Raw genomic sequence first — 16,651 nt, forward strand, 5'->3', positions numbered from 1 at the left:
AGGGGTTTTATTAAGGAATTTTTTCAGCACATATAGAGCTATGCCAAGTTAAATCTGGCCCCCATGTTCGAAAGCCCTTGGTATCAATATGGATTTGTCCAGTACTGTATACGCCTAAACCCATATTATATTTTTGTCCTTCGGTTTGCCAAAATTTACATAATTTAAGCTTACTGTTGGTTATTTCAAGAGCCTCATTCGTATCAGGATTTTCTGAGCCTATCCGAAAATCAATTGCTGCATTTTGCATATGACTGGACGTTTTTGCTCCATTCACGCAGCTATTTAAAACTGGTGAGCGATAACTTGAGGTTAATTCAAAATTTTGCAAGACGTCACTTTTGATTAAAGTCGATAATAAGTTGAGCGTAGGAACAATATTTGCCCAAACGCTTTGTTCTGGCACGTCATATTGCTCATAATTGCAGTCTTGCCAGCCACGCGCTGAACGTAAGAATTCAAAATCAGGAACAACCAATTGTACGCCTTGCTGTTGTAAAAAGTTTTTATAGTTTTTGACTCTTTCAGCATTGTGTGGGTGTGCAATCCAGACAAAATAAGAAACGGGCGTTCTTTTATGAGTTTTTTGAGCTTCTGCTGGAATAGGCAATGGTTTTTTAGGAGATGAAAGTTGTGGAGACTGCTGGGTACAAGCTGTCAATCCAAGTATTAAAACACTAAGCCAAGATAGATATTTAGCAAGAATCATGGATACATCTTAAATTTTAATTAATGTTATAATATAACATTAATTGATTTGATGAAAGGTATAAAAATGATATTCATCATGCGAGCAATTTATAAAGATATCAGGGTAGTACATTGCACTTCCCTGATTAACAATTAGTTTAATTCAAGTACAATTTTACCAATATGATCACTTTGCTCCATCAATGCATGGGCTTTAGCAACATCTTCAAATGCAAATTGTTTATGGATGATAGGCAAACTTTTACCTTGTTCTAATAAAGGCCAGACATTTTGTTTTAACGATTGAGTAATTTCAGCTTTTTCCTGATCAGTTCGGGCGCGCATGGTTGAACCTGTAACCTTTGCGCGTTTTAAAATAAGTTGTTGTAAATCAAATTCTTTTGCTATACGACCGCCCATAAACCCAAGAATAACTAAACGTCCATCTCGTTTTAGTAAATTCATATTTTGAGTAAAGTATTTTGCACCAACAATATCTAAAATGACATCGACACCTTTTTGATTGGTTTTTTCTCGAATAACGCTTTCAAAATCATCTTTTTTATAATTGATTGCGGTGGTCATGCCTTGGAGTTGGTTGACTTTATCATCATTACCAACCGTACAAAAAGTTGGAATGCCCAATGCGTGACAGAGCGATAAAGCTGTCGTTCCTATACCGCTTGCTCCGCCATGAATCAATGCAGTTTCACCTGTTTTTAGCTGACCAATGTCAAATAAATTTGCCCAAACCGTATAATATGTTTCAGGTATAGCTGCTGCCTGAACAAAGTTCAGATTTTCTGGGATAGCAAGTGTTTGGCTTGCAGGGACTACACAGTATTCTGCATACCCACCACCATTGGTGAGGGCACAAACTCTATCGCCAATTTTAAAATTCTGAACATCCTTACCGATTGCTACGACAATACCCGCAACTTCAAGTCCCGGAATAGGGGTAACACCTTTGGGCATAGGATATAAACCTTTACGTTGCAATACGTCAGGTCTATTAATGCCAGCAGCTTTAACCTGAATTAAGATTTCTCTGGATTCGGGTTGAGGAATTTCTGCTTCAGCAATTTTTAAAACCTCTGGTTCGCCTGATTCTGTAATTTCAATATGTCGCATGCGATTAGGCAATGTGGTCATGAAGATTCCTTTACGGTTTAAAAATTGATAAATATTGAATCGTTATAGATTAAGTATATGATTTAAATGCGTTAAGTAGAGATAAAAAATAATCTAGAGCCTTTAAAATAATATATTAAGGTGTCTATGCGAATGATAAGAGAAGTTTTTGTTATTGAATTATTGCTGTTCCTGTTTTATTGCAGATCATTTTATTGAGAAAATGGATTTAAAGAAGAAGAGAAAAAGCTTTTAAATGATAATAATTATCATTACAATTAATTATTGAATAATTTAATGATCAATCACAATTAAAGATAGAGCAGGTAAAAATGAATAATATTAAAGTGTTATTTTTAAGTTATATGTTGCTACAAATGGCATTTATGATGATTCTTCCTGTGATTGGGCCTGTAATCAGAACGCAAGGTTTACAAGAGTGGCATGCGGGTTTGATTGTTAGCCTTTCAGGTTTTTTCTGGATGTTAAGTGCAAAATTTTGGGGGCAGCGGAGTGATGAAATAGGCCGTAAGAAAGTTTTATTGCCGCTCACATTGGGATTTTTTATCTTTTATATGATTTGGGCTGTTTTTATTGGTTACACACTTCAACATCCTCTTAGTATTTTGACCATGTTACTGGTTATGTTGATTTTACGCTGTATTATTGCTTCGTTTTTCTCAGGTATTAATCCAGTGATGGTAGGCTATATTGCAGATCATTATGAGCCAGCAGAACGTGCTTCAAAGATTGCTATGTTGGGTGCAGCAGCAGGTATTGCTATTTTTCTTGGACCTTTTATCGGTGGACTACTTTCTAGTTTTGACTTAAGTTTCGCTTTTTATTTTGCCGCTATCCTCCCTTTATTTGCCCTTATGTTGACTCATTTTAAAGTGCAAGAAAGTGACAAACTTATTTCAAATGTTACTGAAAAAACCAGCTTAAAGATGAGCGATTCGCGAATATGGTTTGAAGTGTTGGTGATGTTTTTAACTATGAACTGTATTTTTACCTTCAATATGTGTATCGGTTTCTTTAGCAAAGACCACTTACATCTGGCAACGCAGCAACAAAGTGCAGCTGTTGCAGGCATGACCTTGAGCGCGGTTGGTTTGACTTTAATTATTGTACAAGTGCTGATTTCTAAATTAAAACCCAATCGACATTTATTTTTATTGGGCATAGGGATGCTATGCATGGCATTGGGCACAATTATGTTCACCCTTACCCATGGATTATTCTTCTTTATTCTCAGTGCTGTGATTATGGGTGTTGGTGGCGGTTTAATTATGCCTATGGTCAATACGATCACTTCGCTAGCGGTCGACGCGCATGAACAGGGAGCTGCATCAGGCTTAATTTCTGCTGCCCAAGGAATGTCGATGCTGGTTTCACCCTTCATTGCAACTCTGCTTTATCACTATAAAAATGAACTACCTTACTGGATTGCAGCAGTTTTACTCTTGTTGTCGCTCATTTTTATCCCTAAACGTATCAATATTCAAACTAAATGGATTGCATCAAATCAATAGAAATCTCTGATTGTTTTCAATAAAAACAAAAGAATTTATCGGATTCTTAGTTTTTATTGAAAAAATTAAGCTGTTTTTAATAATAATGAGAATCATTTTTAAAAATAATATACAATTCCTTACAAGAAGATTGATCCTTTTTCTCTGATTCAAACGTCTTAGTTAATACAAATGCAATTTTCATCCTATTAAGCATGCTTTAAAGGGGAAGCGGGATGAAAATTATTTGATCAATATTGATACCGATTTAAGTGAATGTAATGATAGAACAACCGTTAAATGTTGAAAAAAAATCTCGAACTCTCCCAAAAAATACGAAATGGTTTGTGCTACTCCTTGTGGTTATATTGGCGATCGCATTGGCAGTTTATTGGTGGAAATCCAGTCAGGTTCCTGTACAAGAATACAGTCAATGGAGCAAGCCAGTTCCAGTCAGAGTGATACCTGTACAGCAGACTGACATGCAGCTAGAAATTAAAGCCATAGGCACAGTTGTCCCAACACATTTGGTTAAAGTTCAAAGTCAGGTGTCAGGTGTTCTACAAAAGATCTATTTTAAGGATGGGCAATATGTAACCAAGGGTCAGCTTTTAGCGCAAATTGATCCAGCGCCATTTCAAGTTGCTTTAGCGCAAGCACAAGGCACACAACAGCAAAATCTTGCTCAATTACGTAATGCTGAAAGTGAACTTACGCGTTATCAATTACTATTTAAACAAGATTCTATCGCCAGACAACAAGTTGAACAACAACAAGCCTTGGTCAATCAGCTTAAAGGTCAGATTCAGGCGAATCAGGCGCAAGTTGATGCAGCAAAATTGCAACTCGCCTATACCAGAATTTATGCACCAATTGAGGGGCGAGTGGGCTTTAAACAAAAGGATGCGGGAAACTTAATTCAAGCCAATGAAGAAGCAGGATTGGTGAGTATTACGCAGGTACATCCGATTTATGTACAATTTTCAGTTGCGGAAAATTATTTGGATACTTTACGCGCAAGTATACAAAAAAACCAACACGTTCAAGTAACTGCTTGGGATCGCTCGGAAAAACAACAACTTGCTATTGGTCATGTAGAAGCACTTGATAATCAAATTGATACAAATACAGGCACTTTAAAAATCAAAGCTGTGTTTGAAAATCGTAATGATGCCTTATTCCCAAATCAGTTTGTCAATGTGCGCTTAAATGCGCAGACCATTCAAAATGCAGTCAATATTCCAACAGATGCGATTCAAAACGGTGCTAAAGGTACATATGTCTATATTATTAATCAGGATAATAAAGCTGAAATCCGTATGCTTAAATTAGGCATTACTTCTAATGGACAGACGGAAATTTTAGACGGATTAAAAGGCAATGAACGGGTGGTTTTAGAGGGTATAGATCGTCTTTCTGAAGGAAAAGAAGCTCAAATTGTTCAAGATGGAATGATTTCATCCAAAACAGCAAAAACAGGACGTGGTTAAGTCCAATGAATATTTCCCGTTTCTTTATTCTGCGACCTGTTGCCACCACTTTATTGATGCTGGCCCTTTTGTTTAGCGGCTTGCTTATTTGGCGTTTTTTACCTGTTTCGGCATTACCGCAAGTCGATTATCCTATTATTCAGGTCTATACCTTTCAACCAGGTGCTAATCCAGATACGGTTCAAAGAACGATTACAGCACCACTCGAACGTGAAATGGGCAAAATTGCTGGACTCAAGCAGATGTCCTCAAACAGTTCTGTCGGTGCGTCTGTCATTACTTTACAGTTTGAATTGAGTGCTGAGTTAGGTGTAGTTGAACAAGAAGTTCAGTCGGCATTAAGTACGGCAAGTAGTAAATTGCCCAATGATCTACCGACGCCACCTGTCTACCGAAAAGTAAACCCGGCCGATGTGCCTGTGATTACTTTAGCAATTAGTTCAGACACACTGCCTCTAACTACTGTTTATGACATGGTAGATACCCGAATTGCACAGAAATTGTCGCAGTTGTCAGGGGTAGGCATGGTGAGTCTTGCAGGTGGGCAGCGTCCTGCTATACGTGTTCAAATGAACCCAACAGCATTGGCAGCTTATAAAATGAGTGCTGAAGATGTTCGTTCAGCGATTAATTCTGCTAATGCTAACCAGCCTAAAGGCAGTTTTGATGGTCCATATCGAACTACGATGCTGGATGCAAATGACCAGATTCGATCGATTGCTGACTATGAAAATTTGATTTTGCGCTGGAATAATGGTGCTCCAATCCGCCTCAAAGATGTTGCTCAGATTCAGGAAGGAAGCGAAGACCGTTATATGGCAGCTTGGGCAGATAGCCAGTCTGCTATTTTAGTGAATGTACAACGCCAGCCTAATGCCAATGTGATTCAGGTTGCAGATCAAATCAAGAAAATTTTGCCTGAACTGCAAAAGAATCTACCTGAAAATGTGAAAATTCGAGTTTTGACTGATCGTACTGAAAGCATTCGTAGTTCAATTCGTGATGTGCAAAAAGAGCTGGTTTTTGCAGTGTGTCTCGTGGTGATGGTGACTTTCCTTTTCTTAAGGAATTTGTCAGCTACCATCATTCCAAGTATTGCGGTGCCACTCTCAATTATTGGTACTTTTGTATTGATGTATTTCCTGGGTTTTTCTGTAAACAACTTGACACTGATGGCGCTGACCATTGCTACTGGTTTTGTGGTCGATGATGCGATTGTAATGCTAGAAAATATTACAAGGCATCGGGAAGCAGGTGAGAATTTACTACAAGCAGCACTCAAAGGTTCTAAAGAAATTGGATTTACCCTTATTTCCTTAACCATCTCCTTAATTGCAGTATTGATTCCATTACTATTTATGGGAGATGTTGTTGGACGTTTATTTCATGAGTTTGCAGTCACTTTAGCCGCAGCGATTGCACTTTCTTTAGTGGTGTCTTTAACTCTGACGCCAATGATGTGTGCCTATTTGCTCAAAGAAAATAAACACATTCAAACGAATAGTCGCTGGAGTCTGGATCATATTATTAATCGCTATGCACGCGCTTTAGAATGGGTGTTTAAACATCAGCGCTTGATGCTTGCGGTTATGCTAAGTACGGTGATTTTGGCTGGAGTTTTGTATTGGGTTATTCCCAAAGGTTTTTTCCCTGTACAGGATAGCGGCGTGATTCAAGTGGTCACTGAAGCACCAGATGATATTTCTTTTCAGGCCATGAGTGAACGTCAGCAAAATTTAGCAGCACAGATTTTAAAAGATCCAGCAGTTGCAAGTTTGTCCTCATTTATTGGTATAGATGCCAATAATCCTAAATTGAGTAATGGACGTATTTTAATTAATTTAAAACCTCATGCTGAACGAGATTCAGCACAGCAGGTGATAGATCGCTTACGAAATCAACTTGTACAGGTACATGGGATTCATGGCTGGATGCAACCTGTTCAGGAACTTAGTATTGAAGATAAAATTAGTCGTACACAATATCAACTTAGTCTGAGCGCGGCGAAAACATTAGATCTGCAACAATGGACCCCCATGTTGGTGGAGGCTTTAAGACAGCAACCTGAATTTTCAGATGTGACCAGTGAAGATGGTGGGCAAGCCTTACAAGCATATATTGATATAGATCGAGATACAGCAGCACGTTTAGGACTTTCTGTTGAAGACATTAGTTTGGCATTGCAGAATTTATTTGCACAGCGTCAGATTGCTACTTTATATACGCAATCAAATCAATATCGAATTGTACTTGAACTTAATCCAACGCTCACTCAAGGTCTCGATGCTTTAAACCAGACATATATTCACAATGCCAACGGTGAAGCCATACAACTCAGTGCTATCGCAAGTATTGAACAGAAAAGAGTCGCCAGTGTTTTACAACAACAATCGCAATTTCCTGCAACTACCATTTCTTTTAATTTGGCTCAAGGCGTTTCACTAGGTGCAGCAATACAGGCCATTGATCGGGTGGAACGGGAGTTAAAATTGCCTGCTGAAATTAATCTTAATTTACAAGGCGCTGCTGCGGCTTTTGAAAATTCACTGCAACATACATTGTGGTTGGTGATTGCGGCTATTGTAACGATGTACATTGTACTGGGAATATTGTATGAGAGCTTTATTCACCCCATTACAATTTTGTCCACGCTGCCTTCTGCTGCTATTGGTGCATTATTAGCGCTCTTTATGGTGAATCAGCCCCTCGATATGATTGCGCTAATCGGGATTATTTTACTGATTGGTTTGGTCAAAAAAAATGGCATCATGATGGTGGATTTTGCATTGGCAGCACAACGTAATGAAGGTTTAACTCCTGAACAAGCGATTTATCAGGCTGCCTTAATGCGTTTTAGACCTATTCTGATGACCACGCTGGCAGCTCTTGTCGGTGCAATTCCTTTAATGCTGGCCTCTGGTTCAGGTGCTGAATTACGTCAACCGTTAGGAATAGTTATGGTTGGGGGGCTAATCCTGAGTCAAGTCCTCACTTTATTTACCACACCTGTCGTTTATCTATTCTTTGATCGATTACAACGACTGTATTCGCAGCAGAAAAAAACGATTGAACCGATTGATAAGTCGGGAGCAATCCATTGAATATTTTTGCTTTATTTGTTCATCGTCCGGTTGCGAGTGTACTACTGGCGATTGCGATTAGCTTATTGGGTATATTGGCATATTTTCGTTTACCTGTGGCAGCTTTGCCTCAAGCGGATATTCCAACCATCGTAGTACGTGCAAGTTTACCCGGGGCTAGCCCTGAAAGTATGTCTGCTACAGTCGCGACCCCCTTGGAGCGTGCCATGATGGGGGTGTCTGGAGTCAAAGCAATTAATTCATCGAGTAGTCAAAACTCGACACAGGTGATTCTGCATTTTGATCTGGATACAGATATTAATGAAGCTGCGCGAGAAGTGCAGGCAGCTATTAATGCAGCGATATCTCAGTTGCCATCAGGTATGCCTAGTCCTCCCGAATACTTCAAGATTAACCCGAGTCAAAGTCCAATTTTTTATCTTGCACTTAGTTCCAAGTATTTATCTGCAGGTAAACTTTATGAATTGGCAACTCACCAATTGCAACCCAATCTAGCCCAAGTCAGTGGTGTGGGAGAAGTTGAAATTGATGGTGCTTCATTGCCTGCGGTTCGTGTGGTGTTAAATCCAAATGCTTTGATGTCTCAAGGGATATCTTTGGAACAAGTGCGAGAGGCTGTTGAAAAAAGTAACGTTGTTCAGTCGCTAGGAGTAATTGAGAATAAAAAAAATCGCTGGCAAGTGGCACTTTCAAGCCATTTAAAGGATGCTCAAGATTTTGCAAATTTAATTATCCATCAAACACCGCAAGGTATCGTTAGACTTAAAGATGTCGCCGAAGTGGAGGATTCTGTTGAAAATCGGTATGTCAGCGGTTTTCATAATGGTGAGCCTGCGGTAATTATTAAAATTAGCCGACAACCTAATGCTAATACCATCGCAACGATTGAAAAAATTAAAGCAAGGCTACCCGAATTAAACGCTCTGATACCTGCGGATGCTCAGTTGACAACGGTTATGGACGGTTCAAAAATTATTCATGCAGGGTTAAAAGAAGCGCGTGATACGTTACTTTTTTCCATAATGTTAGTCGTAATCGTAGTCGCACTTATGTTGGGACGATTACAAAGTGCGATTGTGCCGACAATTGCTATGTTAGTTACGTTAATTGGTGCAACAAGCTTAGTTTATCTGGCGGGTTTTTCTCTTAATAATTTATCCATTATGGCAGTCATTGTGGCAATTGGACTCGTAGTAGATGATGCCATCGTGGTACTTGAAAATATTGAACGACACATCGAACAGGGACAAAGTCCATTTAATGCGGCTATACAAGGAGTCCGGGAGGTTGGATTCACGTTAGTCGCCATGAATTTAGCGCTCATTGTTATTTTTATTTCAGTGCTATTTATGGGAGGAGTGATTGAACGGCTATTTCGTGAATTTTCTCTGACACTGGTTTTTATTGTTATTCTTTCTGTTTTTGTTTCTCTGGTTTTGACCCCCAGTTTATCGGCACGCTGTCTGAAACCTTTAAATACACAGAACGATCAAGCGTTCTATCGCTATAGCCAGCAGATGATGCAAAGTTTAACTCATCATTATATCCAATCACTGCAATGGATCATACGTCATGCATATTTGGTGATATTGCTTTGGCTAGGTGCGATAGCAGGCTCTGTTTATTTATATCAGAATTTGCCTAAACGGGTTTTACCTGAACAAGATACAGGGCGTATTGAATCTTTTATCCGGGGGGATGATGGTTTCTCTTTTCAAATTATGCAACCCAAGATTACGACATTTAGCCAAAGTTTATTAGCGGATCCCGCAATAAAAGATGTAATTGGAACCTCTGGGGGCGCGGGTGGAACGACTAACTCTTTCTTTATGGTTAGCTTAAAGCCAAAAGCAGAGCGCGAAGGAAAAACTACACATGAAATTGCTGAACGAATTCGCCAGAATGCTCCGTGGTTAGCAGGCGCTATTTTTTCGGCAAGAGTACAGCAAGACCTAGAGCTGGATGATCCATTTTCTGGAAATAGTGGTCAGGATTATATGCTGTTATTACAATCAGATGATGTTGCATTACTTCGAAAATGGGCACCTAAAGTTGCACAAGCAATGCAAAAATTACCCGAACTTGAAGAAGTGGAAACGCTTGGCGATGAAGGGGCACAACACGTCACGCTAGATATTGATCGTGAAGCAGCACGGCGACTAGGCGTTAATATCGAAAGTATTTCAAGCGTGCTGAACAATTCATTTTCGCAACGACAAATTTCGACTATTTATGATCAGACTAATCAATTTCATGTAGTCATGGAAGTTGATAAACGTTTTACAGAAAACCCTGAGTCACTGGCAAATGTAAAGGTTCCTAATCAAAATGGTGAATATGTTCCGTTGACTAATTTTGCTACATGGTCTTATGGGATCACCAATGATCGCGTATATCGACGCAATCAATATGCTGCAATGGGGATTGGTTATGTACTCAAACATGGCTATACCACTGAGCAAGCTGATACGGCAATTCGTGGTGTATTGCCACAAGTTATGCTTCCGAATCAAATTTTTGTCGCCACAGATAAAGATGTGGAGGCTGAAAGTTTACAAGCGGGTTTAAGTACACCTGTTTTGCTTGTAGCGGTCATTGTGCTGATTTTTATCGTCTTAGGTGTGACCTATGAAAGCCTGATTCATCCATTCACTATATTATCGACTGTTCCAGCTGTGGCTTTAGGGGGGGTATTAACGCTTTGGCTATTTAACTTTGAATTTACCCTGATTGCTTTACTCGGTATGTTTTTGCTGATCGGCATTGTAGTAAAAAATGCCATTTTAATGATCGATTTTACCTTGCAGCAACGTCGTTTGGGGAAAACAGCATTTGAATCAATTTTATCTGCTGCTGCATTACGTTTTCGTCCTATTTTAATGACGAATACCGCAGCTTTACTAGGAGCTATTCCATTGGCACTCAGTGCAAGTGAAGGTTCTGAATTGCGTCAGCCTTTAGGCGTGGTCATTGTTGGTGGTTTGGCCTTAGGTCAGCTATTAACCCTGTATACCACACCTGTGATGTATTTGCTTTTAGAGAGACTGACTCAGATGCTTAAACAATTCAACATTACCAAGGCCTTTGGCTATAAAAATAGATAGGAAAATAGAAACGTGATAATTTCAGTTTTATCTAAACATATAATAATTTTTGGCGGGGCATTGTTATTGATTGGGTGTGGCTCAAATACCGTGACACGTCCACCAGTGTATCATCAACCTCTGATTCAGGCAGATATACATTATAAATATGCAGATCTAGATTGGGTGCAAACTCAAAATTTGGTAATAAACAGATCTCAGTGGTGGCAACTTTATCATGATGCTCAACTGAATAGTTTGATTGAGCAACTGGATGCAGAAAACCTTACATTAAAGCAGGCTGAAGCACGTTATCGCAGTGCGAATGCTTTACTCGATGTACAACGTGCGGCACGGTTACCGACGTTAAGTATAGAAAGTGGAGCAAATCGTAACGGCAGTAAAAACAGTGAAGTGAATAATCAATTTAGCGCTGCTATACAAGCAAGCTGGGTACCGGATTTATGGGGGCGGGTTGCTAAGAGCATTGAAGCGCAACAAGCTAATCTCGACGCTTCACAGGCTGACTTAGCCGCGGTTAAACTCAACCAGCAGCTTTTAGCTGCCCAAAGTTACTGGAATATTCGACTACTGGATTTACAGCTTGATGTACTTAAGCAAACAGAACAAAGCTATGGACGATCTGTTCAGATTTTAAATAATCAATATCAGGCAGGCATGATTGCCCGTGCCGATGTCATTCAGGCAGAAACTCAGCTTAAACAAGTTGAAATTCAACGAATTGAACGACAACGTGAACGCAATTTACAAGAAAATATACTTGCTGTATTACTGGGTCAAACCGTCGCAAAGTTTCAACTCGCCAAGCAACCCTATCAATTTCATGTGCCTAGGATTCCTTTAGAGATACCAAGTCGTTTACTCGTACAACGACCAGATGTGATTCGTAGTGAACGAGAATTGGCTACCATGCATGCACAGCTTGGGCTGGCACAAACAGCATGGCTTCCTGATGTCAGTATTGGTTTAAACGCAAGCGCCAATAGCAATTTATTTTCACAGCTTTTTCAATCACCTAATTATCTTTGGTCGATGGGATTGAGTACCGTAGCGACAGTATTTGAAGGTGGAAAACGAAAAGCTGAAATAGATCAGGCACAGGCCAATTATGACGAAAAGTTAGCAGCTTATAAGCACGCAGTTTTAACAGGGTGGAAAGAGGTTGAGGATAGCTTGTTGCAATCCACAAGTTTAAGTCAACAAGCGATTCAACAAGTCCAATTACTCAATCTAGCCAGTGAAAATGAACGTGTCGTGACTCAGCGTTATAATTCGGGGCTGGTGAGTTATTTAGAAGTTGTCACGGCTCAAAACCTGCGTTTACAAGCTGAACAAGAACGACTTGAATTACAACAGCGGCAGTTAATGAATTCAATGCAATTAATTGCAGCATTAGGAACAGGATGGGACCTCGAATAGTGTAGTAAAAATTAATGTTAATTAAAATTGATAGTAATTCTCATTACTGATACATTAGCCACATTTCTGACGATGTGGCGTTACTCTCATGACGGCAAATCAACAAATTATCACCCACTATATAGCAGAGCTATATAAAGCTCACTATGGCTGGTTATATGGTTGGTTGTATAAAAAACTAGGCTCGGCTGAAAATGCCGAAGATGTCTTGCAGGATACATTTACTAAACTGATCCGTAGTCAGGGATTACTAGAAATTCAACAGCCCAAGGCATATTTAACCACCACGGCAAAACGAATTTTAATTGATCGGGCGCGGCATCAAAAAATAGAACAGGCATATCTGGAATATTTAACTCAGCAAAATTTAACCTACGATATTAGTCCAGAACAAACGATACTCGCGATTGATATACTGAATACACTTGCACAAGTTCTGGATGGGTTGGCTGAACGACAACAACTTGCATTTCTCATGCATTATATTGATGACTTAAGTCTAGTCGATATTGCACATCAATTAAACGTCAGTACTAAAACCGTTCACCATGATTTAGTTAAAGCATTAAGCCATTGTTATGCTGTGTTAAAATCAGATCTATAAATCTATCCTTATAATAAGACGAATTTTCATGTCAAAACTTGACCAACAACTTGTAGATGAAGCAGCAGAATGGTTGATCACATTAAGTTCAGGACATTATTCTCAGGATGATTTGGCCCAATTAGAAAGCTGGAAACAACAAAGTCCTGAACACTTAAAAACCTTTGAAGAGCTACAACAATTTTTAAATCAAATGGATGTACTCAAGGCGCAAAGTGTTCGATCCCAACATCCAATTATTCAAAATAATATTTTAAGAAAAAGAAGCACCAAGAAGAAATCAGCAAGTTTGTTGTGGGGAAGCAGTTTAATCATTGCTGTGATCACTGCTTGGATTGTTTCGCAACTGCCTTATCAGCGCTGGAATGCAGATCATTCTACTCAAGCACAGCAATGGCAGAATAATATTCTGTCTGATCAAAGCTCAATTCAGATGGCAGGACAAACGGCTTATAATCTGCAATACAACCTTGATCAACGAAAGATACATTTGTTTGAAGGTAATATTCTGGTTAATGTTGCCAAAGATCATGCACGGCCTTTCGTGGTTGATTTAGGTGATATTCAAGTACAGGCACTTGGGACAAAATTTATTGTCAACTACGATCATAATCAGGTTCGTGTTAGCATGATTGAATCAAAAACCAAGATTTATTCATTGCATCATCACTTTGAACCTATTGTGCTTGAAACTGGTCAAAGATTTAATTTCAATGGTGAGCAAATTCAAATAGAAAGCATTCATCCAGATGTTTTACAAAAATCTTGGCAAAGTAAAAAATTAGTTGTGAATGATATGGCGCTAGATCAGGTATTAGACATGCTGGAAAGCTACCAATCTAGTAAATACATTTATAGTCGCAAAATATTAAGCCAATACCGAGTTAATGCGGTATTACCTCTGGATGATCCTGATTCAGCCATGCAATTATTGAAAGATCAACTTCGTCTAGATACTTATGCTGTTGGTGGTTTATTCACTGTAATTAAAAAAAATTAAAAACAATATCAAATTTTTTTCCTGTTTTAATTTCTGAAACGTCTTAGTTAATAGGCAAATATAAATGATGTAAGGAAATTAAAATGGGGTCTATTCGTCGTCCATTTCTCAATCCAAAACCTTTGGTTTTAGCGATTCATATAGCGACTTTCTCAATTGCTGCATTGCCACTGCTTGCTCATGCAGCTCCAACACAGGTCAATATACCCGCTGGAAATCTGGCGCAGGTACTTAACCTTTATGCGTTGGAACAAGGGGTTAATATTATTTTTGACAGTACCTTGCTGTCTGGTATTAAAAGTCAGGGAATACAAGGTAGTTATGAAATTAATGACGGTTTTACAGAGTTATTAAAGAATACCAATTATCAAATAAAACAAACATCAAACGGTTATCGTTTAGAAAAAAGGGCAGTGAATGCCAAAAAAGAAGAAGTTGTTAAATTAACTCCATTACAGTCCGAGGCAAATCAGCTTAAACGCACTGGCTTGGCGGGAACTTCAGGGTCTGTATTACCCACGATTACTTTAGAGGCCGAAAATCAGGATGCGCCATTAAAGCGTATCAATACCGTTGGGGTATTAGGCAATAAAAGTGTAATTGATACACCCTACTCAATTACCACGAAGACAGCAGAAGAGATTGAAACCAGACAAACAAACTCTTTAGGTAAAATTTTTGTAGGTGATCCAAGTATTGTCACAGAAGTTAATTCATATAGCAGTGGATGGAGCACACCAGTTTCAATTCGTGGTTTAAAGCTTGATGAAACGAATGGTTATAAAGTGAATGGTTATTCGGTCAGTGCATGGGGAGGAGAATTCCCTGTTGAGCTTGCCCAGAATGTAATGGCTTTAAAAGGTTTATCAGGCTTAATGTATGGTTTTGCAACACCTGGTGGGATTATCAATTATCAAACGAAACAACCTACTGAAGAAAACCTTCTAAGTACAAAAATAGGTTATCGAAGCGCTGGTATCTTATCTGCGAGTTTGGATGCAGGTGGCCGAGTCGGAGAGGATAAACAATTTGGCTATCGGTTCAATATCGTTAAGGAAAAAGGTGAGACTTATAATGGTTCAGATGCTGACAATTTAGCAACGGCATTAGCACTTGATTATCGTATTTTGCCAAATTTAGTGTGGAAAGGGGAGATTCTTTATCAAGATCGACATTTAGATAATGAAGCCTCAATGTTTTCATGGTGGGGGTTTGAAGGTAATAAGCTTCCAAAACCTATTGATGGTAGTGATAAACATATCGTAAAAGGTGCATTTTATACGATTCATTCTGCACTTGCACAGACGGGATTGTATTGGCAAATTAATGATGACTGGAAAGCTGAAATTACTCAGGCAAGAACTAGAAATCGTAATTTTGTGAATAAGACTTTTGCCTATATTTTGAATGAACAAGGTGATTATTCAATAAACATGTACCAATTAGGCGGGGAAAGCGTTCGTGATACCAGTCAATTAATGATAAGTGGTTTATTTAATACAGGTTTTATCAAGCATGATTTAGTTTTTGGTGGATCTTTTGAAAAAAAAGAAATGCGTGATGGAAACTATAACTGGGACGCGAATGTTGCTACAGGCAATATTTATCAACCACAAACCACTTACTATGATAAACCGATGGACTTTACTCAAACAGATTCGGGAAATATTTATCAAAAACAAGTTTTTGCAAGTGATACGTTAAGTCTTAATGACCATTGGCAAGCAATTATCGCTGGACGTTATATCAACTATAATAATCAGGCGAATACCTATCAAAAAGAAGTCGTTACACCAACCTATGCTTTAATTTATAAACCAATTGAAGATTGGTCATTTTATGCAAGTTATTCAGAAGCATTGGAAGAAGGTAAAAAAGTCACAAGTGGTTCTGGTCAGCAATATGCAAATGAAGGTCAATATTTAGATCCAACCATTAGTAAACAGTATGAAATTGGAACGAAATATCAACAAGATCGATGGCATGCATCCGCTGCTTTATACCGGTTAGAACGTATGGCGACAATCGATGAAACGGTAAATGGTCAGCTTTACCTTACTCAAAATGGTGAAACTGTTTATCAAGGGTTTGAATTGATGGGGGGATATAAATTTACCCCAGATTTAACTATAAATGCGGGGATCAACTTAAATGATCCTAGTATTGAAAAAGTAAGTGAGGCCAATGCAGCCATTAAAGGTAAACGCCCATCAGGAGCTTCAAAGATCCAAGCCGTAGTTCAGGCTGATTGGAACATCCCTTATATGGAAGGCTTAAGTGTACATGGCGATGTACGTCATTATGGTGATACTTGGTATGATGATGAAAATACCATTAAATTTGATGATTACACCTTGGTTAATATTGGTGGTGGCTACCAGACCCGTATTTCAAATAAACCAGTAACTTTCAGAGCTGATATTAATAATTTACTTAATAAAAAATACTGGATGAACTCAGGGGCAGGTGAACCTATTACTTTTGTTTTAAGTGCTAAAGTGGACTGGTAAATGAACATATTGTGGATTAATTTACTATTATTGGCTCATTGGCTTTAAAATTAACGTGGTAAATTAATCTTAGGTAAAAACGAAGGAGCTT

At 38.7% G+C, this 16,651-nt stretch carries 10 protein-coding genes; 8 read left to right on the forward strand and 2 right to left on the reverse strand.

Translation table 11 applies throughout. From position 1 onward, the window contains the following. Window positions 1–10: 10 nt before the first annotated feature. Together IAE20_RS07805 and IAE20_RS07810 are read right to left on the reverse strand one after the other, a co-directional pair. Window positions 11–709 carry a YcbK family protein gene (locus IAE20_RS07805; protein ID WP_200460255.1) on the reverse strand — a complete coding sequence of 233 codons (699 nt, stop codon included), beginning with the start codon at window positions 707–709 and terminating at the stop codon, window positions 11–13. Between the two features lie 134 nt (window positions 710–843). Next, window positions 844–1,842 (reverse strand): NAD(P)H-quinone oxidoreductase, encoded by a 999-nt coding sequence (locus IAE20_RS07810; protein ID WP_200481868.1) that lies wholly within the window; start codon window positions 1,840–1,842, stop codon window positions 844–846. Between the two features lie 311 nt (window positions 1,843–2,153). Between IAE20_RS07810 and IAE20_RS07815 the strand changes: the two genes are divergently transcribed. The 8 genes from IAE20_RS07815 (at window position 2,154) to IAE20_RS07850 (ending at window position 16,560) form a co-directional block, all read left to right on the forward strand. Then, the gene (locus IAE20_RS07815) at window positions 2,154–3,353 is read left to right on the forward strand and encodes an MFS transporter (RefSeq protein ID WP_200481867.1); all 1,200 of its coding nucleotides are present in this window, start codon (window positions 2,154–2,156) and stop codon (window positions 3,351–3,353) included. Window positions 3,354–3,613: 260 nt separating this feature from the next. Beyond that, window positions 3,614–4,822: an efflux RND transporter periplasmic adaptor subunit gene (locus IAE20_RS07820; RefSeq protein WP_200481866.1), complete on the forward strand. Its 1,209-nt coding sequence runs from the start codon at window positions 3,614–3,616 to the stop codon at window positions 4,820–4,822. 5 nt (window positions 4,823–4,827) lie between these two features. Further along, entirely contained in the window at window positions 4,828–7,923 is a 3,096-nt protein-coding gene (locus IAE20_RS07825) for a multidrug efflux RND transporter permease subunit (protein ID WP_200460259.1), read from the forward strand. Next, window positions 7,920–11,027, forward strand: coding sequence for an efflux RND transporter permease subunit (locus tag IAE20_RS07830; RefSeq protein WP_200481865.1), 3,108 nt, complete (start codon window positions 7,920–7,922; stop codon window positions 11,025–11,027). The genes IAE20_RS07825 and IAE20_RS07830 overlap by 4 nt, the downstream gene beginning before the upstream one ends. A gap of 12 nt (window positions 11,028–11,039) precedes the next feature. Beyond that, entirely contained in the window at window positions 11,040–12,446 is a 1,407-nt protein-coding gene (locus IAE20_RS07835; RefSeq protein ID WP_320159390.1) for an efflux transporter outer membrane subunit, read from the forward strand. An 88-nt stretch (window positions 12,447–12,534) separates the two neighbouring features. After that, window positions 12,535–13,050 carry an RNA polymerase sigma factor gene (locus IAE20_RS07840; protein ID WP_200460261.1) on the forward strand — a complete coding sequence of 172 codons (516 nt, stop codon included), beginning with the start codon at window positions 12,535–12,537 and terminating at the stop codon, window positions 13,048–13,050. A gap of 28 nt (window positions 13,051–13,078) precedes the next feature. Continuing rightward, window positions 13,079–14,050 carry a FecR family protein gene (locus IAE20_RS07845; protein ID WP_200460262.1) on the forward strand — a complete coding sequence of 324 codons (972 nt, stop codon included), beginning with the start codon at window positions 13,079–13,081 and terminating at the stop codon, window positions 14,048–14,050. A gap of 83 nt (window positions 14,051–14,133) precedes the next feature. Beyond that, entirely contained in the window at window positions 14,134–16,560 is a 2,427-nt protein-coding gene (locus tag IAE20_RS07850) for a TonB-dependent siderophore receptor (RefSeq protein ID WP_200481864.1), read from the forward strand. Window positions 16,561–16,651 lie beyond the last annotated feature (91 nt).

It is taken from the genome of Acinetobacter sp. S54, assembly GCF_016624945.1.
Classification (GTDB): Bacteria; Pseudomonadota; Gammaproteobacteria; order Pseudomonadales; family Moraxellaceae; genus Acinetobacter.